The sequence below is a fragment of the Sulfitobacter sp. SK012 genome, from assembly GCF_003352085.1.
Classification (GTDB): Bacteria; Pseudomonadota; Alphaproteobacteria; order Rhodobacterales; family Rhodobacteraceae; genus Sulfitobacter.
Genome location: NZ_CP025804.1, coordinates 1,542,340 through 1,565,291 on the forward strand (window position 1 = coordinate 1,542,340; position 22,952 = coordinate 1,565,291).

Annotated in this window: 20 protein-coding genes and 1 pseudogene; 14 read left to right on the forward strand and 7 right to left on the reverse strand. The window is 54.6% G+C overall.

Annotated features, from left to right (window positions below):
* Positions 1 to 10 precede the first annotated feature (10 nt).
* From C1J03_RS07520 to C1J03_RS07535, 4 genes are read left to right on the forward strand one after another with little or no spacing between them, the layout of a single operon-like run.
* Positions 11 to 775 carry a sugar phosphate isomerase/epimerase family protein gene (locus tag C1J03_RS07520; RefSeq protein WP_114885188.1) on the forward strand — a complete coding sequence of 255 codons (765 nt, stop codon included), beginning with the start codon at positions 11 to 13 and terminating at the stop codon, positions 773 to 775.
* Complete coding sequence (locus tag C1J03_RS07525) at positions 768 to 1,889, forward strand: Gfo/Idh/MocA family protein (RefSeq protein ID WP_114885191.1); 1,122 nt, start codon at positions 768 to 770, stop codon at positions 1,887 to 1,889. The genes C1J03_RS07520 and C1J03_RS07525 overlap by 8 nt, the downstream gene beginning before the upstream one ends.
* 21 nt (positions 1,890 to 1,910) lie before the next feature.
* The gene (locus C1J03_RS07530; protein ID WP_114885193.1) at positions 1,911 to 2,966 is read left to right on the forward strand and encodes a sugar phosphate isomerase/epimerase family protein; all 1,056 of its coding nucleotides are present in this window, start codon (positions 1,911 to 1,913) and stop codon (positions 2,964 to 2,966) included.
* A gap of 1 nt (position 2,967) precedes the next feature.
* Positions 2,968 to 4,095 carry a Gfo/Idh/MocA family protein gene (locus tag C1J03_RS07535; RefSeq protein ID WP_114885195.1) on the forward strand — a complete coding sequence of 376 codons (1,128 nt, stop codon included), beginning with the start codon at positions 2,968 to 2,970 and terminating at the stop codon, positions 4,093 to 4,095.
* A gap of 10 nt (positions 4,096 to 4,105) precedes the next feature.
* Here the strand turns inward: C1J03_RS07535 and C1J03_RS07540 are convergent, their stop codons facing one another.
* Positions 4,106 to 4,495, reverse strand: a complete 390-nt coding sequence (locus C1J03_RS07540) for a hypothetical protein (RefSeq protein WP_114885197.1) — start codon at positions 4,493 to 4,495, stop codon at positions 4,106 to 4,108.
* On the opposite strand from C1J03_RS07540, the gene C1J03_RS07545 reads away from it, so the two are divergent.
* Both C1J03_RS07545 and C1J03_RS07550 read left to right on the forward strand, forming a co-directional pair.
* Positions 4,494 to 5,251 (forward strand): IS5 family transposase gene (locus tag C1J03_RS07545; protein ID WP_114885199.1). Its coding sequence is split into 2 segments (ribosomal slippage): positions 4,494 to 4,818 and positions 4,818 to 5,251, totalling 759 coding nucleotides; the frame shifts between segments, so codons are not numbered across the junction. The two genes, C1J03_RS07540 and C1J03_RS07545, sit on opposite strands and share 2 nt — an antisense overlap.
* A 176-nt stretch (positions 5,252 to 5,427) precedes the next feature.
* Positions 5,428 to 6,243 (forward strand): DUF3800 domain-containing protein, encoded by an 816-nt coding sequence (locus tag C1J03_RS07550; RefSeq protein ID WP_114885201.1) that lies wholly within the window; start codon positions 5,428 to 5,430, stop codon positions 6,241 to 6,243.
* A gap of 526 nt (positions 6,244 to 6,769) precedes the next feature.
* Here C1J03_RS07550 and C1J03_RS07560 read toward each other — a convergent pair.
* Positions 6,770 to 7,294: a DUF4142 domain-containing protein gene (locus C1J03_RS07560; protein ID WP_114885205.1), complete on the reverse strand. Its 525-nt coding sequence runs from the start codon at positions 7,292 to 7,294 to the stop codon at positions 6,770 to 6,772.
* Between the two features lie 136 nt (positions 7,295 to 7,430).
* On the opposite strand from C1J03_RS07560, the gene C1J03_RS07565 reads away from it, so the two are divergent.
* The 3 genes from C1J03_RS07565 to C1J03_RS07575 all read left to right on the forward strand — a co-directional run bounded on the left by C1J03_RS07565 (position 7,431) and on the right by C1J03_RS07575 (position 9,518).
* Entirely contained in the window at positions 7,431 to 8,387 is a 957-nt protein-coding gene (locus C1J03_RS07565) for an AraC family transcriptional regulator (RefSeq protein WP_114885207.1), read from the forward strand.
* A 110-nt stretch (positions 8,388 to 8,497) separates the two neighbouring features.
* Positions 8,498 to 8,866 carry a hypothetical protein gene (locus C1J03_RS07570; RefSeq protein ID WP_114885209.1) on the forward strand — a complete coding sequence of 123 codons (369 nt, stop codon included), beginning with the start codon at positions 8,498 to 8,500 and terminating at the stop codon, positions 8,864 to 8,866.
* A gap of 67 nt (positions 8,867 to 8,933) precedes the next feature.
* On the forward strand, positions 8,934 to 9,518 hold the full coding sequence (locus tag C1J03_RS07575; protein WP_114885211.1) for a uracil-DNA glycosylase family protein: 585 nt from the start codon (positions 8,934 to 8,936) through the stop codon (positions 9,516 to 9,518).
* A 581-nt stretch (positions 9,519 to 10,099) separates the two neighbouring features.
* Here C1J03_RS07575 and C1J03_RS07580 read toward each other — a convergent pair.
* A pseudogene (locus C1J03_RS07580) lies at positions 10,100 to 10,408 on the reverse strand (helix-turn-helix domain-containing protein); the annotation flags it as partial.
* A 153-nt stretch (positions 10,409 to 10,561) separates the two neighbouring features.
* On the reverse strand, positions 10,562 to 11,494 hold the full coding sequence (locus C1J03_RS07585) for a hypothetical protein (RefSeq protein WP_114885213.1): 933 nt from the start codon (positions 11,492 to 11,494) through the stop codon (positions 10,562 to 10,564).
* Positions 11,495 to 12,106: 612 nt separating this feature from the next.
* Between C1J03_RS07585 and C1J03_RS07590 the strand changes: the two genes are divergently transcribed.
* Entirely contained in the window at positions 12,107 to 14,530 is a 2,424-nt protein-coding gene (locus C1J03_RS07590; protein ID WP_254694212.1) for a methyl-accepting chemotaxis protein, read from the forward strand.
* Between the two features lie 179 nt (positions 14,531 to 14,709).
* Here the strand turns inward: C1J03_RS07590 and metG are convergent, their stop codons facing one another.
* Positions 14,710 to 16,419 carry a methionine--tRNA ligase gene (gene metG, locus C1J03_RS07595; protein ID WP_114885217.1) on the reverse strand — a complete coding sequence of 570 codons (1,710 nt, stop codon included), beginning with the start codon at positions 16,417 to 16,419 and terminating at the stop codon, positions 14,710 to 14,712.
* Between the two features lie 65 nt (positions 16,420 to 16,484).
* A complete protein-coding gene (locus C1J03_RS07600; protein WP_114885219.1) occupies positions 16,485 to 17,720 on the reverse strand; it encodes an MFS transporter in 1,236 nt (411 codons plus the stop codon).
* Positions 17,721 to 17,863: 143 nt separating this feature from the next.
* Between C1J03_RS07600 and C1J03_RS07605 the strand changes: the two genes are divergently transcribed.
* From C1J03_RS07605 to C1J03_RS07620, 4 genes are all read left to right on the forward strand, one after another.
* Entirely contained in the window at positions 17,864 to 18,907 is a 1,044-nt protein-coding gene (locus C1J03_RS07605; RefSeq protein WP_114885221.1) for an aldo/keto reductase, read from the forward strand.
* Between the two features lie 132 nt (positions 18,908 to 19,039).
* Positions 19,040 to 19,951, forward strand: coding sequence for a 3-keto-5-aminohexanoate cleavage protein (locus C1J03_RS07610; RefSeq protein WP_114885223.1), 912 nt, complete (start codon positions 19,040 to 19,042; stop codon positions 19,949 to 19,951).
* The gene (locus C1J03_RS07615) at positions 19,948 to 20,550 is read left to right on the forward strand and encodes a lipocalin family protein (RefSeq protein WP_114885225.1); all 603 of its coding nucleotides are present in this window, start codon (positions 19,948 to 19,950) and stop codon (positions 20,548 to 20,550) included. The genes C1J03_RS07610 and C1J03_RS07615 overlap by 4 nt, the downstream gene beginning before the upstream one ends.
* A complete protein-coding gene (locus C1J03_RS07620; RefSeq protein ID WP_114885227.1) occupies positions 20,547 to 22,019 on the forward strand; it encodes a carnitine 3-dehydrogenase in 1,473 nt (490 codons plus the stop codon). The genes C1J03_RS07615 and C1J03_RS07620 overlap by 4 nt, the downstream gene beginning before the upstream one ends.
* A gap of 24 nt (positions 22,020 to 22,043) precedes the next feature.
* On the opposite strand, the gene C1J03_RS07625 is transcribed toward C1J03_RS07620, so the two are convergent.
* Entirely contained in the window at positions 22,044 to 22,904 is an 861-nt protein-coding gene (locus C1J03_RS07625; RefSeq protein ID WP_114888903.1) for a helix-turn-helix domain-containing protein, read from the reverse strand.
* Between the last annotated feature and the right edge of the window lie 48 nt (positions 22,905 to 22,952).

Genomic DNA, 22,952 nt, shown 5'->3' on the forward strand with positions numbered 1-22,952 from the left:
AAGCAGACACATGACAGCAGCACTCCAACTCTATTCGATGCGCGACTGCGCGGATCAAATCGCACTTTTGGCGCAACTGCCCAACTTAGGGATTACAAAGGTCGAAGGTTACGGCGGCGTCTACGGCGACCCGACAGCCTACCGTGCAGCGATGGATGCCAATGGCATCTCTATGCCTTCGGGGCACATGGGGCTGAGCGACATCGAAGCTGATTTCGAGGCCACGATGGGCATCGTCGATACCCTTGGTATCACCCGCGTCTTTGCGCCCTATCTCGAAGAAGAGGATCGCCCCACGACCACAGACGGCTGGGCAGACTTGGGCGAACGCTTGAACGCCGCAGGCAAGAAATACGCCGAACGCGGCATCACCTTTGGCTGGCACAACCACGACTTCGAGTTTGTGGCACTGGCCGATGGTAGCGCCCCGATGGACATTTTGCTGGAGACTGCCCCCGACATCACATGGGAGGCAGATCTGGCATGGATCGTGCGCGGCGGGTGCGATCCGATCGAATATATTCAGCGCTACGGTCATCGCCTCTCGGCCATCCACGTCAAAGATATCGCGGCGAGTGGAACAAATCTGGACGAGGATGGTTGGTCTGATCTGAGCGCAGGCACAATGGATTGGGCAGCGCTCTTGCAAGCTTGCCGTACCGCGTCAAACGATCTGATCTATACCTTGGAACACGACAAACCAAGCGATCCGGTTGGCTACGCCAGCCGTTCTGCCGCCGCGTTCAAAACCCTCTGGGAGAACACGCATGGCTGAAGGTTTACGCGTTGGCATCATCGGATGCGGTAATATTTCAACGGCCTACCTGACACTGGCCCCCATGTTCAAAGGCTATGAAATTGTCGCGGTTGCCGACATCAACATGGACAACGCAAACGCGCGGGCAGCTGAATTTGGTGTGCGCGCGGAAACGGTAGAGGCCCTATTGGCCGCGAGGGACGTGGACTTGGTCATCAACCTCACGATCCCTGCGGCGCACGTGGATGTGTCCCGCGCCATTTTGAACGCGGGCAAACACGTCTATTCAGAGAAACCCTTTGTTCTCAGCCTTACAGAAGCACAAGAGTTGGGCGAAATTGCAAAAGCATACAATCTGCGGATCGGATCAGCGCCAGACACATTTATGGGCGGTAGCCACCAACTGGCCCGAAACCTCATTGATGCCGGTGCCGTTGGCAAAGTAACTTCTGGTGCAGCAGTCATCATGTCGAACGGCATGGAAGATTGGCATCCGAACCCTGATTTCTTCTTTCAAAAGGGCGGTGGGCCAATCCTTGACCTCGGGCCCTATTATATCTGCAATCTGGTGCAGTTGCTTGGACCGGTGAAAAAGGTAACAAGCTTTACCGGAATGGCGAGCAACACCCGCACCATCGCCAACGGCCCCCGCGATGGTGAGACCGTGCCAGTAGAAACCCCGACCACGATCCATTCTGTGTTGTCGTTTGAAAGCGGCGCGATCGTTACGCTTCTGGCCAGTTGGGATGTTTGGGCCAGCAATCACCCCATCATGGAGCTTTATGGCTCTGAGGGGACATTGAACCTGCCTGACCCGAACTTCTTTGGCGGCACTCTAACAGTGACAGAACGCAACGGTGACCCCGTCGAAAAGTCTTGGGATCACCCCTTCAACATTCCAAATTTTGAGGAAACCCAAGCCAACTATCGCGGCGCAGGGTTGGCCGACATGGCCCTCGCCATCGCGGCAGACCGCCCGCACCGCTGCAATGACGCATTCGCGACCCACGTGGTCGAGGTGATGACAGCGATCCTTGAGGCTGGCGAAACCGGAACCGTGATGACCATGACAACCACCTGTAGCAGGCCCGACGTGCTTGGCCCTGACGCGGCCCGCGCCCTGATGGCTTGATTGCAATTTACGGAGAGTAAGATGACCCCTTCCATCAAAGGCCCCGCGCTGTTTTTGGCCCAGTTTCTGGGTGATGAAGCCCCGTTCAATTCCTTGCCCGTGATTGTCGAGTGGGCAGCGGGCTTGGGCTACAAAGGCGTGCAAATTCCGTCTTGGGACGCCCGGGTCTTTGATTTGGACAAAGCTGCGTCCAGCAAAACCTATTGCGATGAAGTCGCTGGCATCTGCTCTGATCATGGCGTGACCATCACCGAGCTGTCGTGCCATTTGCAAAGCCAATTGGTTGCAGTGCATCCGGCTTACGACACAGCATTCGATGCCTTTGCGCCCGAAGATCTGTACGGCAAACCAGCTGAGCGGCAAGCATGGGCCGTGGATCAAGTTATCAAGGTTGCAAGAGCCTCGCAAAATCTTGGTCTTACAGGAGCCGTGGGGTTCACAGGTTCGCTTGCGTTTCCGTATCTTTATCCTTGGCCGCAGCGGCCTGCTGGCTTGATCGAGGAAGCCTTTGGCGAATTGGCCCGTCGATGGAAACCGATTTTGGACATCTATGACGCGGCAGGCGTTGATCTTGGCTTTGAAATCCACCCCGGTGAAGACGTGTTCGACGGCACGACGTTCGAGCGTTTCCTCGACGCCTTGGACAATCACCCGCGTTGCAAGATAACCTATGACCCCTCCCACTTCTTATTGCAGCAAATGGACTATTTGGCATTCATCGACATCTACCACGACCGCATCAGCGCCTTTCACGTCAAGGATGCCGAATTCAATCCAACGGGTAAACAGGGCGTTTATTCCGGCTATGCCGACTGGTCCGACCGGGCAGGCCGTTTCCGCTCGCTGGGCGACGGTCAGGTCGATTTCAAAGGCATCTTTTCCAAGCTTACCCAATACGGGTTCGATGGTTGGGCGGTACTTGAGTGGGAATGCTGTCTGAAGCATCCAGAACAGGGTGCCACTGAGGGTGCGCCCTTCATTGCCAACCATCTAATCCGTCAGACCGAACGGGCTTTTGACGATTTTGCAGGCGGGAAGTCTGATCCGGTGGCTTTGCGCAAAATGATGGGGTTCTAGAATGGCACCCCTGAAACTCGGCATGGTTGGCGGTGGGCAAGGTGCGTTTATCGGCGGCGTGCATCGCATGGCCGCACGTCTTGACGGTTGTTTCGATCTGGTCGCGGGTGCCTTTTCGTCCGACCCTGCACGCGCCCACGCCTCTGCGGCGGAACTGGGCGTGGCAGCGAGCCGCTCCTATGCGGACTTCAAAGACATGGCGAAAGCCGAAGCCGCGCGACCCGATGGGATCGACGCCGTGTCTATCGTCACACCCAACCACCTGCACGGCCCGATTGCAGAAGCGTTCTTGGCACAAGATATTTCAGTCATCTGCGACAAGCCGATGACCGCGACACTGGCTCAAGCGACAAGCCTCTTGGCCGTAGCGCAGGTGTCTAAGGGGCACTTCTTTCTAACGCATAACTACACGGGCTACCCGATGATCCGGCAGGCCCGCCAGATGGTGGTTGAAGGCGCACTTGGTGAGATCAGGATCGTCGAGGCGAACTACCTGCAAGATTGGCTCAGCGTGAGCCCTGCTGAAGATAATAAACAGGCCAAATGGCGAACCGACCCCGCCCAATCGGGTGGTGGCGCAATCGGTGATATCGGAACCCACGCCCATAACCTTGCGTGCTTCGTCTTGGGCCAACGCGCCACATCGCTGAGTGCGACACTGACCTCTCATGTCACGGGGCGTTTGGTCGATGATGATGCCCGGATCTCTGTGCAATTCGCCGGCGGTGCGCAGGGCCATATCTGGGCCAGCCAAGTCGCAATCGGCAATGAGAATAACCTGACCTTGGCCGTCTACGGCACCAAAGGATCACTGCGTTGGGCGCAGGAAAACCCAAACATTTTGTGGTTTACCCAACTTGGGCACGCGCCTCAAATGATCACCCGCGGCGGCACAGCTGCAAGCTCGGCCGCCTCCGCCGTGACGCGAATTCCCGCAGGCCATCCGGAAGGCTATCTGGAGGCTTTCGCAACGCTCTATCGAGAGGCTGCAGCAGTTATCTCATCGCAGGGCAAGTTAGGTGGCACAATTGGCATCCAAGACGCACTCGATGGAGTGCTCTTTGTAGACGCCTGCCAGCGTTCATCACAGGGAGGGGCATCTTGGATCGACCTTCGCCCAAGCATTTGAAGTGTACCATTTACACGAATTGTGACCCTCCCATTGCAATCTTCTTGTTGCAAAAAGTCCACGGCTTCCCACGACTAAAAATTGAGACCCCACCTGCAAGAAAAAAGTGCGGCGTGCCGAAAAAAATGCTGCGCGATACATGGATGACCGCCACTTGGGCCGCAAAGTAGTTTTGTATCGAACGGTGGATGCTGATGCGGGGTCGAACAATCGGTAGTTGTTTCATAGGTATACCGATACCTGACATTCGCTGCGAAACGGCATTTCGGTAAAGTGGGCTCAGTGCCGTCATCTGACGATTTTTGTCGGATGACTGGTTCGGGATGGATAGCGGACCTTGCGATGGTCGATTCCATTCACCCATGTAACGTGATTCATGTGCGACAGGAGGATTGTCCATGTCGCATCTATTCTGGCTCGACCAAGAGCGTCTCAACCGCATCAAGCATATGTTCCCAAAGCCACGGGGGGTTGCTCGTGCTGACGACCGAAAGGTTCTCAGCGGCATCATCCATGTCATTCGCAATGGCTTGCGCTGGCGGGACGCTCCGTCCGATTATGGGCCACATAAGACGCTTTACAACCGATGGGCTCGATGGTCCCAGATGGGCGTCTTTGCGCGCATCCTGACCGAATTGGCCGCTCAAGGCGATGAAACAGGCACGCTAATGATTGATGCGACCCACCTGAAGACCCATCGTACAGCGTCCAGCATGGGGCTTAAAAAGGGGGGCGTGGACGCCTCATTGGCCGCACCAAGGGTGGCCTGAACTCCAAACTCCATGCTGTGACCGATGCGGTGGGTCGTCCAATTCAGCTATTCCTGACAGCGGGGAACGTCAGCGACTACATCGGCGCACGGGCGCTTTTACCCTCACTACCTGCTGCGGAATGGATGTTAGCGGATCGCGGATATGATGCCGACTGGTTCCGAGAAGGCTTGAAAGAAAGAAGCATTAAACCCTGCATCCCATCGCGGCGGAACCGCAAAGACGTCATCCAACATGACACCAAGATTTATCGAAGCCGTCACAAGATTGAGAACATGTTTGGGCGGCTGAAAGACTGGCGCAGGGTCGCAACCCGCTATGACAGGTGCCCTGTTATCTTCATGTCTGCCATCACCCTTGCGGCAACGGTCTTGTTTTGGTTATGAGTCCAGAGCCTAGGGACGTTGAGAATATGGAAGAAATACGTTCGGACCTGAACAATGAGAGCGGGTGTTGGTTGGGTGACGGCAATAGCAGTGTTAGCTGGTGATCTTTTTCTGTCCGCAACGAGCAATCAAGCTGTTTGCAAAAATTCCAATATGGGTTGAAGAAGGAAGAATGCATGTATTTCGCGATTGACGATACCTACGGATCCTCGCAACTAGCCCCATCTAGGTTCGTAACCGCTGAAAGGAGAACGCATGTTGCGGTGGCCTTCTCCGCCGAACAAGTTGATGAAATTCGCCACCAAATGCGATCATTGATCGCCTACGTGAACCGCGATCTCGAAGTGAAAGTTGGAGAGTTTCACTTCACAGATATTTTCAATCGGATTGGGCCATGGAAAGACTGCGCTAATAGCGGTGCCAACATTGCTGTGTTTGAGGCATTCGTAAATATCTACAATATCAACAGATGGCCGGTCTTTGTGCAAACAGTTGACAGCCGAACATTTGCAGACCACGGAATCGAAAATTTCTCTGGGAAACTGGAGGGGTTCGATCTATCAAAAAAAAGCGATCAGAGCCTATTCCTTCTTCTGATCAAAATTCGATCTGAGTTTCCACCTGCGCCTAAAAAAATTAGGGTGCTGATCGATGAAGGACCGAAACGAAAAACCGGCACTAAGTTGGGCTCCTCCATTTTTCGAGATTATTCGGATCGACTTGAAGCCAGCTTCGCCAGTAGCCTTGAAGAGCCATTACTCCAAATTGCGGATTTCGTAGCCTACTCCGTAAACAGGTTGACCAACCTGACCTACAAGGAAAATCGGACCGAATTTGACACTGAGATTCTCGAACTGCTTGGGTCCATTAAATGGAACAGCCGAGACTTGTTGCCGCAAGTGGGAAGCCGGAAGGACTTGGCCGCGGATGCGGACGAAGCACACGCCAGATATCGCTCTTCTATTGGTTTGGTAAGACGAAAGAAGTCTTGACTGAGCGTTGGGCGCGGCCTCGCCGGTACACCTTCGCTGACTGGATCAGATTGGAAATATGAGGTCTTGCGCACTTGGTAACGGACAATGCGCACTACCTACCTCGCATTTGGGCTCTCAGCCGTTATCCGAGTCACATCTGTCAGATGTCGCGTCTATCGTGCTGAGTGGTCGTTCGCGAACTTTCGCGGTCGGGTTCAGGTCCAGCTTCTATAGCTGTCCTACTGCGCCTAATTGATAATCAATCTTTTGCTCGCGGTGTTTTAACTATTTGACGTTCAATGGGTTCAATTCATTTCTGACCTGGCTTGCAACGTTCTCTGCAACAATGCCTGTGACTTCGGACCCGGCGAACGTCCATCCCCCAGCTGGACATGGATGGTATCTGGAACAAACTTGAAGCGTTGAATCTTCACTTCATGAAGAGTTGGCTGATCAGCAAATGACGTTATCGGGGTCAAAGTAACGACGGTCGCTGATGCGACCGCCTCCACTATTGCTGAACGCCTTGTTACAAGCACGACCATTAGTTAACAGCCTTGACCATCATTTCTGCATGACCTTCATGGACCTTGAAGATTTCGAGGCCTTGCTGAAACAGTGCGCGAACTTCTTCGTTGTCGATGTTCGGGATCATTGCGCCCTCAACCAGGCCGTTGACCGTTTGATGATAGGCCAGTTCGTTGGCCGCATAGGCTTTGTCGAACTCTGCGCCGCGAAGTTCTGACAAGTCATTGATGATCTTTTCCGCACCTTCATTGAGAGCTTGGCTAAAGAAATTGTCCTGCGCTGTTGCGCCCAATTTATCGAGCAATCCTAATGCAGAAGCATTCACAGCCGTGTGGTCGCTGATCATTGTGTTGGCGAATGTGTGAATGTCAGGGTTGGTCGAAATCGCAAGCGCCAGATGGGCGTAGCGGATATCAATGTTGTCGGCAGTATATGCGATATGCGCCATTTCCAGATCGTTGAGTTCGGCAACTTCCTGAGCCGATGCCTGCGCCGCAAACACTGCGGATGCGATAGCAATGGCTGATACGAGAATCTTCATTTTGTGCTCCATTTTGACTTTCTGTGCACTCTCACTACCCGTCATAGACCCTGCCGTTACATGCTTACTCGTCCACAATTTTGTGCAGATCGTTCAGACATCTGTACTAAAGCAGAAAGCTGTGCGTCTATGAGGTATGCTAGATCTTGTCAGCGATATCCTCACCAGACTAACCATGCGCGGTTCACTGTATTTCCGTACGTCCTTCACCAAACCATGGGGAGTGGCCGTACCAGCATACGAAAACGTCGCGCGGTTTCACTTTGCACAACGCGGCAGTTGCCTGGTGAAAGTGGCGGGCACCGAGGAGCCCATTCTTTTGGCGCAAGGTGATTTGATCATCATCCCCCACGGGTCGCAGCACGATCTATATTGCGGGCATGAACCTGAGAATACTATTCTGCCGCTTGATACAGTGTTGGAAAGATCGGGCTACACCGGCTCCGGCGTTCTTGTTTACGGGGGCAATGAACCCCAAAGTGAAACCCAGCTCATCTGCGGACACTTTTCGTTCGAAAAACGCGCGCACCACGTTTTGATTGATCGGTTGCCGCCATACATCCACCTTAAGAACTACGGTGAGGCCGCTGGGAAATGGATGGAATCGACCTTACGCGTTATTGGTGATGAAGCCGGTGGGCAGCGGTTGGGTGGCGATTTGATTGCATTGAAAATGTCGGAAGCCATCTTCGCTCAGGCCATTCGCAGTTTTATCGAAAGCAACGATGCAACTGAATGCGGCCTCGGCGCGTTTTCCGACCTAAATTTGCAACGTGCTTTAGGTGTTTTTCATAAGACACCGGACAAGGCCTGGACCGTTGAAGCGCTTGCCCAGGAGGCCGGAATGTCACGGACTGGTTTTGCAGTGTTATTTCAGAAGAAGATGACAATGACACCGATGCAGTACGTTACCAACTGGCGCATAGAGATTGCCAAAAAACTCCTTACGAACCCCGCAAATACCCTGACAGACGCAGCCGAAGGCGCAGGTTATGCCTCGGATTCTGCATTTTCGCGCGTGTTCAAAAAGGAGACCGGAATGACCCCTGCTGGGTTTAGAAAAGAAAGTTCCGCAAATCGTCCTGATCTTTGAACGATCAAGCATAATTTTGGAACGTATGCGCATAGTTTAATCTCTGGTTCTGACTACTTTCTCCTTATCGATGTAAATCAGTGCATCACAAACAAGGGAAAGAAAACACCATGTTTCCACGCTTCATAACCAAGTCTATCCATGCCTACCTCGATTATCCCGTTGCATTTGGCCTGATGGCCATGCCGTTCTTTTTTGGTTTAGGAGAAGGTAACATGCTTGCATTTTGGCTGTCCGTCCTAACAGGCGTAGCAGCACTCTTGCTGACAGTCCTCACCGACCATCACTTAGGCATCTTCCGGATCTTGCCCTACGGTCTACACCTTGCCGTCGATGCTGCGGTCGGCATTGCTTTTGTGGCGGCCCCTTTGGCGTTGGGTTTTGTTGGGATCGAGTTTTGGTACTATATGGTTCTTGGCTTAACTGTACTGGCAGTTGTTGGGATGCATAAATCTGAAGACGCCGCTGTGATGGCCTAGGCCGGAATGACGAATTGTTGGGGGCGCTACGATGTAGGTGCCCCCATTTTTGTTGGAGGGAACAAGGGTGATTGTTAACGATTCAGATGGTCTGCTGAAGGAAATTCGGGCCTGCGCCGAATGCAAAGGCCTGCCATTGGGGCCGCGCCCGATTGTTCAGTTTAGCACGAATTCAAAGCTGTTGATCGTTGGGCAAGCGCCGGGCAGGATAACTCATAACAAAGGCATTCCTTTTGATGATCCATCGGGAAACCGCCTAAGAGATTGGCTCGGCATTGGACGAGACGAATTCTATGATGCTCAAAAACTTGCCATTGTGCCAATGGGGTTTTGTTTTCCCGGAACCGGAAAAGGCGGTGATCTGCCTCCCCGATCAGAGTGTGCGGCGGCGTGGCGAAATCGTATCTTAGAAACCCTAACTTCAGTAGAACTGACCTTGATAATCGGGCGGTACGCAATCGATTGGCACCAGCCAGACCAGGGCTCACGATCTGTGACTGAGGCGGTGAAAGATTGGAGGCAGTTGTGGCCGAACAAGTTAATTCTTCCACACCCAAGCCCACGCAATAACCGATGGTTAAAACAAAACCCTTGGTTTGACGAGGAAGTCATTCCTGTGCTGCGGGTAAAAGTTGGTGAGCTATTTAAGTAGACCTGTCGGGAGGAAGATCAGCGAAGGCGAAGGTTAGTGCATTTGTTACGGACAATTCAGTTTGTTCTAAAACCCGCCATTGGTTCGGTTGCGGCGAATGGCAACGTTGTCTCGCATCGTCGACTACCAAATTTCATCTTTGATTCAAATTGGAATAGAAAGATTGTCCTCGTAGTTCGCGAACAAGCCTGTGGCAATTGTAAGGTTGTTTTGAGAGCTAGCGTCCGCAAAAACAGGCATCGCATTCCCTTGCCTATGCTTGCCCCGCGCACCACGCGTCCGACTTATTGCCCAAACACGCACTGCAGAGTTTTTGCATAAAAAGCCTGAGCACTTGGAAAGGGAGGTGCACCGAGGTGCAGCACGCGCGCTTTGCATAGGGTTGGGTTAGCTTTTCGTGCCCCCGCTAAACAACGCCGGGGCGTTGTTGGCAAATCTCTTGTTATGTTGCTCACGCCAAATCACCTAACGATCTTGGCCAGCTTGGGCGAAGCGATTTTTACCATTGAGATAAAGTTAACCAAGCCGATGCGATAATAGATCTTACGGAAAAGCCGCCCAATGTCCGGTTGAGATCGCGCCCCATTGCGTCGTACCTCGCGGCGGATCGTTGAAGGCGCACGTCGCAACTGACGCGCAATTGCCCGGAGAGATTGCTTGGTGCTGAGCCCACGAGATATCTCTTCACGCTCAGCAAGGCTCAATGCAGAACGACCGCGTCTGCGATCAGGTGGACGTATTCCGCCCGTTGGTGAAATCACGGAAAATACCGACGATGAGTGGCGATCAAAAACGCGCCCAATCGACCTCATCGACTCGCCACGCTGCCATCGATCCCAGATATCGGCACGCTGTTCGGCTGAATAATAGATCCTGCGACGATACTTCATTCAAAACACTCCATCTCTTCCTAAAGATTAAAGTGTTACGTCGATCAGTTGAGGCAACCGCCTATAGCGGACTTCCATGCATCAGACATGAAAGTCTGCTTCTGGGCTGGGACACTGCTTATGGATCGGTCTCTGTGTATTGCGTGGAGCAGTCTACTCAAACGTTTTTCGCAGGAGAACGAGGTTATCGAGCTCGAGATTCGAAGACCAGATAAAATCCGCGTCCGCGCCGGGTGTGTCAAATAGGTCTTCGAAATTTGTGAAGGCCTTTTTGTTCTTCACGCCAACAGTGTCGTTGCTGAACGTAGATGCCGCGGGCCAGACACTGTCGTCAAACAAGGGCACCATCCAGTCCGACGGAACGGCCCAGTGTGCCGCTGAGTATCCTGTTGCATCATCTACACCCTCCTCGCTGCACGCGGAGCGACCGTCCACAACAAGGCAGCTGCGATCATTAAGAGGGGATGTGTAGAACGTCTGCGCACGCCAAGTGTCATTCGTAATTGCAACCGTCTCGCCATTCGCATCCTGAATATGAGCGACCAACCCGCCATCACCAGGGTGAAAAGCTTTGCCGCGGTTGTCTTCAGAACCAAGTCCAAGGTTTTCTTCCCAGTCGACCATCATGACGGCCAGAGTTACGGGACGGTCTGCGGTGAAGCGAACGAGATTTGAATTGAATTTGGTGAATGGGACCTCATCAACCGCAATCAATGCGCCGTTCACGTAAAGCTCAAAGTAGTTATCGGCAAAAATGTATGCCGTGAACGTCTCGCTGCCACCTGCGTCCATCAAGGGAACAGAGTTGAGGTCGATATCTGCCGAGGACCCCAATTGGTCGCCTCCGCATTCGTTGAAGAGGTCAGCGGCAAAGGGAACAGTTCCGTAGTTCGTCGCTGCGGGGACGGTCCAAACAGTACCATCGTCAGAGGCAATTTCACCCACTGCACTTGGGCGGGTTCGTGGCCCGCAGTCAAACAGTCCAGAATTGATTTCCGTAGCAAGGCCTGTCGTGATCGTTGCCTCTTGAGCGACTGCTCCGATAGGCGCCGCAGCGAGAAAGATACTTGCAAATGTGTATTTCATGGTTGCGTAGCTCCTTGGCCTTTCGGCATCTGCAGTACGCTATCCACTCATGCCACTGAGATCGTGTGAACCACGTGCTGCGACACTGAACTTAAAGCGGTTGAACTGCAACAACGGCCATTCGTGCGCCACGCAGAATCGGTCATTATGGGCTCGGAGCTGACATTCGCTTTGAATCGAAAAGCTTGATGAAATAGTTCAGTATGTATGACGTATTAGAGCTGTTGTGGAACTTGATCATCTAACTGCCTCCTTAAGGATTTGGGGTGCACAAGGTTTGCATATATCGCACCCAAAACGCTGTTCCGCTCCATTGAAGTACTTTTTGCACATTGAATCCCTGCTGTCCTTACCACCTTAATTCACGCCGTTAAGGCAGGTGTAAGATATCCGCGTCTATCTTAAGGCCAGTCAGCCCCGCGACTTGGTGGGGTGGCCTGTTGAATTTAGGGGACATCAATGCCGGAAACGACCTCCTACAGGGAACGGGAAAACCCGTTAAATACGCTGTTCTTCAGGTGCACATTTGTGATCGCACTCTGTGTGGTTATGGTCGTAGCTACCATTGAATTTCTCGGGAGAAGCGACCGTACGCTGATGGTAAAGCATCAGATGAACGAGCATGTACGGGAGATCAATCGCCTCGCTGCGCTCCAGATGGGTGTCTCGACTAAGTTCATGAACGTGGATGACATCGAACAGATATTGAATGGCGTGCTTGCATCGGCTGGGAGGGACGCTCTGGGCGGTCTAGTGATGACGTCGCAGGGGACTGTAGCCTTTTCAAGCGGCGGAGACCTGTTTGACGAACAGGCTGCCGTGGCTCTGGGTATTGACGCGATTAAGACATTGAACGCGGATCACGGCACGGGTGGTGGACTAATCGCCGCCCCGATATTTTTTGGAGATCGCGGCGAAGTAGTTGGTGCGATCGTGACAGGCTGGACAGCCAAATACCAGCTGCAAGGTTTTTATGATAGCCAAGTAGATAACCTGAAAACCGGCTTTTGGGTGCTCTTGGCGGGGCTTTTCCTAGGAGGGTTTTACCTACGAAATTCTATGTCGCTCCCATTGGTTCGGCTCGAAGCTGTGATGGCAGACGTTGCGAATGCGCAATACGATACCGTAATTCCTTATATTGCCCGGCGTGATGAAATCGGCAAGATAGCGGTCCGTCTTGATGCTTTTCGAAACACGTTGGCACTTGCAAAAGTGGCTGAGCGAGAAAGCGCGTTCAAAGGGGCGGCATTCAGCGGCTCATCTGCAGCGATGATGATGATGGATGAAACCAGCCGTGTTATTTTTGCAAACCCAACTTGTGTGTCTTGGCTTCGTTCAGTCCGCGTTGGGTTAAAGCAAAGTTGGAAGACGCTTGATCCTGATAATCCGGTGGGGGCGGATCTTCGTGAAATGGTTGATTTGGCTGATTTGATTCAGAGGATCAAGAATGAAGGCATCTCGATATTGCCAGCCAGTGTCATGGTTCAGCTGGATGACAATGTCGCCGAAATCACCATGAGTGCGGCGGTCGATGGTGATGGGCGTATGATTGGGACAGTTCTGGAGTGGGCAGACCGGACCGAGGCGCAGCGAAATGTTGCCTTGATCAGCGGGATTGATTCCAGTCAGATACGATTGGAGTTCGACGGCAGGAACCGTTTGCGTGAGGCGAATGACCTTGTACTTAACCTTGTTGGTTTAAGCCATGACCGGGCACTTACGCTAAATTTTTGTGATGTTTTTGACAAAGACCTTGCCGAGCAAGGGCCGGACTCTGACCTAAAGGCTCGTGTGTTTAGCGGGAAACCTGCTCATGGGAGGTTTCAACTTAGACCAACTCAGCAGGGCACCACTTATATTCTTGAAGGCTGTTTTACGCCAGTAATCGGGGCAGACGGTCAGGTCGAAAGTTGCCTGTTTCTGGGAACTGACGTAAGCGACGCCGACAATGCAATGCGCTTAGCGGAGGCTGAGCGTCGGCGGATTTCAGTAGAGCAGCAGTACGTCGTGGAAGCGCTTGGAGTGGCGTTGACGCGCTTGGCTGGGGGCGACCTGAGCAGTGATATTCTTGAAGATTTTCCACCAGAGTATGACAAGCTGCGCGCTGATTTTAACGCGGCGGTCACAGCACTGCGAAACGCGGTTGGTGTGGTCATTCAAAATGCAGATTCGATCCGCAATGAGACCGGAGAGATTTCCGGTGCGGCGGATGATTTGTCTCGTCGCACTGAAAAACAAGCTGCAACATTGGAAGAAACTGCGGCAGCACTGGATGAATTGACAGCGTCAGTTCGATCAGCCGCCGAGGGTGCCGATGACGCGAGTAAAATGTCTGCTGAAGCCCAAACCAACGCGGAGCAAGGTGGTACAGTTGCGCGTGAAGCGATTGTCGCGATGGACGGAATCAAGACATCGTCGCAGGAAATTTCAAAGATCACCAACGTGATTGATGACATCGCGTTTCAAACAAACCTGCTTGCGCTTAATGCGGGTGTTGAGGCCGCTCGCGCAGGCGAAGCAGGGCGCGGTTTTGCTGTTGTGGCCACCGAAGTTCGCGCCTTGGCGCAACGATCCTCGGAAGCTGCCCGTGAGATCAATGTTTTGATCTCGTCAAGCAGCGAACAGGTGCGTGATGGTGTCGAATTGGTCGACAGTACAGGCGCTGCGCTGGCATCAATTGTGTTGGCCATATCTGAGATTTCCAAACGCGTATCGGGCATTGCAATCTCGACCCGCGAGCAGTCAAGTGGGTTGGTCGAAATAAACACCGCTGTGAATGAGTTGGACCATGTGACCCAAGAAAACGCTGCTATGTTCGAGCAGACAACGGCCGCGAGCTATACCCTGACCGCAGAAGCGGATGCCCTCGCTGCGGCGGTTGCTCAATTCCGCATGATCGACCCACCAGCGAAAGAAAACGCCATATCGGAAAGGCCGGTTCGTGATGTCGTGAGGCCCGCGCCCATAGTTGCAGGTACCCTTGCGCTTTGCAGAGAAGATGACCAGGTTGCAGAAGCTGGTTGGGAAGAGTTTTGATTGCGCGCGTAGTTATCGCCAGCGGAGTCAAAGCCGAAGTCTCTCTAAGTGATGCACTACCTGAATTGCTGTGAGTGAGCTGGATTGCACAGAAAAGAAATGTGAAGTCCCGAGCACTGAAGGATGCACCTCAAAGTATTTAGAAAACCGCGGCGTTGCTATGGCCGCGGGCTCCTCACTCAGTCGCGTTGCCCGGCAAATCGTGTCTCCCAATCCGCACGTTCTTCGTCTGTTATTTTTGCAAACAGGACTTCGGGCACGTCAAAGCTTTGACCTGCTTGCATCTGCGCTAGCGCGGCCGGAACATTGCTGGGAAAACCTGTGTCCTCTAGATGCACAGCTTCCAACATCTTGGCCGCAGCACCGGGGATAAAGGGTGAAGCAAGTGTCGCGTAAAATGGGATCAGGTTGAGCGCGATCCGGACTTGTGCCGCCGCCTTTTCAGGGTCTGTTTTGAAGGTCGTCCAAGGGGCCTCAGCCTGAAGATATTCATTTCCCGCAGCCCAGATCGCACGCAATTCCGCGGCGGATTTGCGCACCTCCATTGCTTCCATAAGCGCGCTATACCGGGCAACCCGATCCGTCAAATCGACGATCAGCGCCTCCTCAGCTGGCCCATAGGTGCCAGCTTCGGGTACCACTTCACCGAATTTGGAGCGGCAAAACTTGGTAATGCGGCTCACAAAGTTACCGAGAACATCAGCCAAATCTTTGTTCACAGAAGCCTGGAAATTCTCCCAGGTAAATTCCGAATCTGAACTTTCCGGCGCGTGGCTCAACAACCACCAACGCCAATAGTCAGCCGGCAAAATCTCCAGGGCTTGATCCATAAAGATACCGCGCCCCTGAGACGTACTGAACTGGCCGCCATCATAATTGAGATAGTTGAACGACTTGAGATGATCGACCATTTTCCAAGGCTCGCCAGAACCAAGGATCGTCGCTGGAAAGCTCAGCGTATGAAATGGTACGTTATCTTTGCCCATAAATTGGGTGTAGTGCACGTCTTCCGCACCTTTATCGGTACGCCACCAGCGTTCCCAATCGCCACCCGTGGCCTCGGCCCATTCACCAGCACAGGCGATGTATTCGATAGGCGCGTCGAACCAGACATAGAAAACCTTGCCTTCCATGCCCGGCCAATCGGCGTCGCCACGTCGCACCGGGATGCCCCAGTCAAGATCGCGGGTGATCCCTCGATCCTTGAGGCCTTCGCCGTCATGCAGCCATTTCTTGGCGATCGAGGTGGTGAGCACGGGCCAATCAGTCTTGCTGTCGATCCATGCATCCAGATCGTCTTTCAGATTGGATTGGCACAGATAGAGGTGCTTTGTCTCGCGTACTTCCAAATCAGTCGAGCCTGAAATTGCGCTACGTGGGTCAATCAGGTCGGTGGGGTCTAACTGTTTGGTGCAATTTTCGCATTGATCCCCGCGCGCTCGATCGTAGTTGCAGTTGGGGCAGGTACCTTCAATATAGCGGTCAGGTAGAAACCGGCCATCGGCGTTCGAATAGACTTGGGATTCGCTCACTTCGCGGATCAGGCCATTGTCGGCCAGCTTGCCTGCGAAGTGTTGGGTCAACTTGTGATTTTGCGGGCTGGATGAGCGGCCGAAATGGTCAAACGACATGGCAAAGCCACGCGCGATTTCAGCCTGTATTGCATGCATCTCGGCGCAATATTCTGCAACGGGTTTACCCGCTTTTTTTGCGGCCAACTCAGCTGGGGTGCCGTGCTCATCGGTGGCACACAGAAATAGCACTTCGTTGCCTTTGCTGCGTTGGAAACGGGCATAAAGATCAGCGGGCAGCTGGCTGCCGACAAGATTGCCCAGGTGCTTGATCCCGTTGATATAGGGAATGGCCGAGGTGATGAGATGACGGGTCATGGGATGCGCCTTTGGTCCTGCATTTTGAATGGCTTTAGCAGGCCCCGCGCGCGCGTGCCAGAGTGTCAGTCACCATTGTTCTTTTGATCGCGCCCGCGCCCGGTAAGCCGCCCGATGGTGAAACTGGTGCGCAGGGCGTTCACATAGTTGGTTCGCTTTGCGACGGTAGGGCGCGCGCGCATGCGGCTCAAACCAAAGATCACCAATACCCCGTGCCCTGCCGAGATCATCATAAAGAGTGCGCTGGGCCCATAGTTTTCAATCAGCAACGAAGCGGTATATGGGGCGGCAATTGCACCTAGCGCGAAATAGAACATCAGGGCGGCAGAGAGCTCTACCCGTTCGTCGCTGGTCGCAAAATCATGGGCATGTGCGCAGGCGACCGAGTAAATCGGAAAGGTGGTGAGTCCAAACAAGCCAGCTGACAAAAAGATTCCGACAGTGCCAAAACCAGCGGCCCCGATGGTCACGCCGCAACTCAGCATTGATGCCGCCGAAAGCCAGATCAACACCACGCGTCGGTCGTATTTATCTGCGAGCCAACCGATGGGCAGTTGCGCCACGGCGCCACCTAATACGAAGGCCGACAGAAACCACGCGATTTGACCAGCGCTTAGGCCTACTTCTTGGCCATAGATTGGCCCGGCCATTCGGAAAGACGCGCTGGAAAGGGCCGCGACCACAACCGCGGCAGCTGCGAGAGGGGAGCGCTTAATTGGCAAGCTTGGGCGCAGGCGGGGAGCGCTGGGTGTCTCGGGTTGTGAGGTTTTTGTCAAAGTGATCGGTAAGAGCGCGGCGCAGCAGACAATGGCCAGAAGGTTGTAAGAAACGTAACTTGCTGGAGCTAGGACACCGATGATCATTTGCGCGGCCAGCGATCCGGTCATATCGACCACGCGGTAGACGCCCATGGCTCGGCCGCGCGTTTCATTGGTGACTTTGGCTTGCAGCCAAGCTTCAACAACTGTGTAGCAGCCTGCGACGCATAGCCCCGAGGCCACTCGCATCAACGCCCATGCGATGGGATCTACGATCAACATATGCGCCATCAATCCGATTGCTCCGGTCGCCGTGAAAGCAGCAAATGCACGGCTGTGACCGACGCTGCCCATGAGCCGCGGAGCCCACCAGCAGCCGATGAAGAAGCCGAAGAAATGTGCGGAACCCAACGCGCCGAGTTGTTGGTTCGAAAATCCCAGTTCGGTCCCTGAAAGGACATCCAAAGGGCCAACGCCGCCCGAAGAAAGTTGGAGCAGGATGACGGATAGAAAAAGGGCGGCAAAGGAGATCATGATGCGCATGTCTTCAACGCTACCTTTGTTGCTGGCGAAGGCCCATTGCCAATTGCGACATCGTTTGGCTTTTTCGCGCTTTCAGGTGCTTGCGGCGGCGTCTGATCTGGCTAGGGTGGCCCAAGATAGCTGTGCCCATTGGAGATGTTGCGATGAAGATGAATAAATTGGGCCGCAGTGACATTGCGGTGTCAGATCTGTGCCTGGGGTCGATGACCTGGGGAACGCAGAACACCGCCGAAGAAGGTTTTGAGCAGATTGATATGGCTTTGGCTGCAGGTATCAATTTTATCGACACGGCAGAGATGTACCCGGTCAATCCGATTGGCGCAGAGACCCTTGGTCGAACCGAGGAAATCATCGGTCAGTGGTTCGCGCGGTCGGGCCGGCGTTCGGATGTGGTGCTGGCCACCAAACACTCAGGTGAAGGAATGGCGCACGCAAGAGGTGGCGCGCCTATCGGGGCCGGAACAATCGGCCTGGCGATTGAAGATTCGCTGAAGCGGTTGGGGACGGATCACATAGATCTTTACCAGTTTCATTGGCCAAACAGGGGCAGTTACATGTTCCGCAAGAATTGGAGTTTTGACCCCTCTGGCCAAGATGGGCCGGCGACCATCGCGCATATGGAAGAGGCGCTTGAGGCTTTGCAGGCGCAGGTTGCACGCGGCACGATCAGAGCCTTTGGGTTAAGCAACGAGAGCGCTTGGGGGCTGACCAAATGGGTCGATGTCGCAGAGCGGGTTGGCGGACCACGCGCAGTTAGCGTGCAGAATGAATATTCGTTGATGTGTCGTTTGGCTGATACGGATCTGGCCGAAACTTGCATTAATGAGGACATCGACCTGCTGTCGTTCTCGCCGCTTGCGACGGGGCTTTTGACGGGTAAGTATCAAGATGGTGCGATCCCCGAAGGCTCGCGCATGTCGCTCAGCCCAGATTTGGGCGGGCGGAAGACACAGAACGCTTTTGCGGCGGCCGGTGCTTATTTGGCGCTTGCGCAACAACATGATTTGGACCCGGTTCATATGGCGCTGGCTTGGGCGCGGCAGCGTCCCTTTATGGGCTCCGTGATCTTTGGTGCGACAAGTTTGGCGCAGCTTGAGCGGGCTTTGGGGGCTGCTGATGTGACGCTTGATAAGGCTTTGCTGGATGAAATCGACACGGTGCACCGCGCCCACCCGATGCCCTACTGAGTAGGTTTCCTGCATTGGTTAACGAAAAGTTAATGTCAGGCTAGAGTACCTGACGAACACACAACCGAGGCGCATTTCCTATTGTGCGCTGCAAAAAAACATCATGCTGCGCGCAGTAAAAGGGAGATCCACATGCCACTTTCAATGAACCAAGAGGTGTTTATCACCTGTGCCGTTACCGGGTCGGGGGCCACGCAAGACCGTAGTCACCATGTGCCGCGTAGCCCTGCACAAATCGCCGAAAGTGCGATCGCCGCGGCCAAGGCAGGGGCGGCGGTGGTGCATTGCCATGTGCGTGATCCCGAGACAGGCCAACCTAGTCGCGATTTGCGCATGTTTCGTGAAGTCACCGAGCGGATACGTGACAGTGATACCGACGTTGTCCTAAACCTAACGGCCGGGATGGGGGGCGACATCGTTTTTGGCGGTGTGGAGAATCCTATGCAGTTGAGTCAGGCTGGCACGGACATGGCGGGGGCCTCGGAACGGGTCGCGCATGTCGCAGAGTGTTTGCCGGAGATTTGCACGCTTGATTGCGGCACGATGAACTTTGCCGAAGCTGATTATGTGATGACCAACACGCCCGGTATGCTGGTCGCGATGGGGCAGATGATGACCGAACTGGGGGTGAAGCCCGAGATCGAGGCCTTTGATACGGGTCATTTATGGTATGCAAAACAGCTGGTTAAAGATGGTGTATTAGATAGCCCCGCTTTGGTGCAGCTGTGCATGGGGGTGCCATGGGGCGCGCCCGATGACCTCAACACGTTTATGGCGATGGTCAATAATGTGCCGGATGATTGGACGTTTTCGGCCTTTGGGCTGGGTCGCAGTCAGATGGCTTATGTGGCCGCAAGTGTTCTGGCGGGCGGCAATGTACGCGTCGGGTTGGAGGATAATCTGTGGCTTGGCAAAGGGCAGTTGGCGGAGAACTGGCAGCTGGTCGAGCGCGCTGGCACCATCGTTGAGAACATGGGCGCGCGGGTTATTGGACCTGCCGAAGTGCGCGAGAAACTGGGGCTCACCAAAAGAGCGCCGCGATGAGCAAAGCCGCCAAAACCGGTGTGCACAACGCGTACACCACCGGTGCACCGAGTGTGCACCGACGCAGTGCATCTTTCGGGCTATTGGCGCTTTTGGGATTGGCGGCATGTAATGCGCCGCTGAGCCCGCTGCCGACTGCTCCGGGGATGTACAGAGACGCAGCCGCGCTCATCGGGGCGACGACGCGGTTTAATGCTGACCAATTTGCGGGAGACTGGCAGGTGCGCGCGTCCTATCCCGAAGAAGCGGGGCTGCATACGGTGGCTTTCAAGGTGACCGAAACCGGAGCAGAGGTTACCGCGGTGTCGGAAATCTGTGCGGGGTCCGGCGTTTGCACACGTGACAGCAAGCGCTTTGCAGCAAGTGAGACCGGGCAGGGGCGATATCAGTTGCGCAGCGCAGGCGGGCAGAGCAATCGCGAGATGTGGGTTTTGTGGGTCGACGAAGGATTTCGGACGGCAGTTGTCGGAAACCCGGCAGGCAGCTTTGCGTGGATCCTTGATCGCAATGCGACAGGTGGCGGCGACCGGATTGTTGCGGCGCGCGAAATTCTTGATTTCAACGGCTATGACGTAAGCCAACTGAGGACGCGGAAATGACTAAAACAGCGGCGATTATTGGCGGGGGTGTGATCGGGGGCGGCTGGGCTGCGCGGTTTGCTCTGAATGGCTGGAATGTGTCCATATTTGATCCCGATCCGGAAGCAGAACGCAAAGTGGCCGAAGTCATGGCCAACGCGCGGCGCTCCTTGCCGGGACTGACAGATGTGGCGTTGCCCGATGAAGGCAAAATCAGCTTTTACGACAGTATTCAGGAGGCCGTTCAAGGCGCGTCCTGGATCCAAGAAAGCGTGCCAGAGCGGTTGGAAATTAAACATGCCACGCTGGGCGCGGTTCAGCAGGCATGCGATCCGGGAGCTGTGATCGGGTCTTCTACTTCCGGGTTTAAGCCATCGCAATTGCAAGAAGGGGCTGCACGGCCCGGCCAGATCATGGTCGCGCATCCGTTTAACCCGGTTTACCTATTGCCTTTGGTTGAGCTGGTGCCGGGGGATGCAGGCGACGCGGCGTTGATTGAAACGGCCAAGGAGACGCTGAACTCTTTGGGGATGTATCCCCTTCATCTTAAAAAGGAAATCGACGCGCATGTGGCGGATCGCTTCCTCGAGGCGGTCTGGCGCGAGGCGTTGTGGTTGGTCAAAGACGGCATCGCAACCACAGAAGAAATCGACAATGCGATCCGCTATGGCTTTGGTATCCGCTGGGCGCAGATGGGGCTGTTTGAGACCTACCGCGTGGCGGGCGGCGAAGCGGGGATGAAGCACTTTATGGCGCAGTTCGGTCCAGCGCTGAAATGGCCCTGGACCAAGCTGATGGATGTGCCCGAATTTGATGACGCGCTGGTTGATTTGATCGCTGGACAGTCGGATGCGCAATCGGGGCATCATTCCATCCGCGAACTTGAGCGGATCAGGGATAACAATCTGGTGACGATGTTGCGGGGCCTCAAGACGCAAGACTGGGGCGCGGGCGCGCTGATAAATGCGCAAGAAGCGGCGATGAAAGAGGGAACCGTTATGGCCGCGCGGGCCGATGCGCTGGACGCTGATGCGCCAGTGCTGACGGCGCGGCGGACGGTGCCATTGGATTGGACGGATTATAACGGGCATATGACGGAAGCGCGCTATTTGCATGCGTTCGCGGATGCCACCGACCGGTTCATGGAGATTATCGGGTGTGACGCGGCATATATATCGGCGGGGGGGAGCTATTTCACCGCTGAGACGCATATCCGGCATCTTGACGAAGTCCACGCAGGTACGGTGATTGAGATTACAACGCGGGTGATCGCAGGTGCGGGCAGCAAGATGCATCTGTGGCACGAGATGCGGGCAGGTGACCGGATGCTGGCAACGGCGGAGCACTTCTTGCTGCATGTGTCCCTCGAGACGCGCAAGCCGTCACCGCCATCGGCAGAAATTGAAGCGGCATTGGTGCGCTTTGCAGCTGGGCACACGGAATTGCCGATGCCAGTCGGCGTAGGGCGTTGGGTTGGGGCACCTCGGTAAGAACGGCGGCTCTAGATTAGCGTTTTACCGAATGAGTTGAGCAAGATCGGTAAGGTGGTCGGGGAGGTCGCGGGCTGCGATCGTGGCCTCGCGGATCAGGACGTCGAAGTCATTGGTGAACGTCTCAATCCGTTCCACGTCGTGGAATGTCATGTAGTGCCCCCCGGTGTAAAAGACGGCAAGCAGCGGCCCAAAGACCGTGACAGGTGCCGAATAGAGCCTGCGGGCGTCAAAGAGATAGACCCGTAGGCGTGGGTAAAGCTGGCGGGTCAGATCAATAAGATGCGCGATTTGCGTGCGCCGGACATCGGCAGGCAACCCTTTGTAATAGCCGGTTCCGGCTGCAAAGCTTTGGGCTTCAAAGAGCGGCATGGCGATTTCATAATCCGAGCGTGCGGCGCGCATCCAATTGAGCCGGTCGCGCGATGCGTTGATGGCCTGCTGCGTTGTTCGACCCAGATGGGGGCCATATTCCCATGTCAGAAAGTCGTCGGTTTTGAGCATATCAGGCAAGCCCGCAGGGACGTGGCGGATTTTATAGCCCGCCGCCTCGCGGTGCCACGCAAAGATCTGTTCATCCACCAACGCGCGCGGGGCTTGGGAGAATGAGAGGCTCGCGGAGAGGAGCTGTGTCGCGGTTTCTGGTCGATCAGACAAGCTGAGAAGCCAATCCGACGAGATTCCAAGCGCCCCTGCACAGGCCCCAATCACGTGAGCACCAGGCAGGCGCGCACCATCATCCTTGAGCACCTGAGACAAGGTCGAGCGGTCACTGCCGATGCGGCGGGCGAGCTCACTTTGGGTCATGCCCGCGCTGGTCATGGCTTGGGTCAGGCGGGCGCGAAACTGAGATGCGCGGGTGAGTTTTGTTACTTTAATGGTCATTTGGTGATAATTATCACAGATATGGGGTTTTGGTAACATCTATCTGAA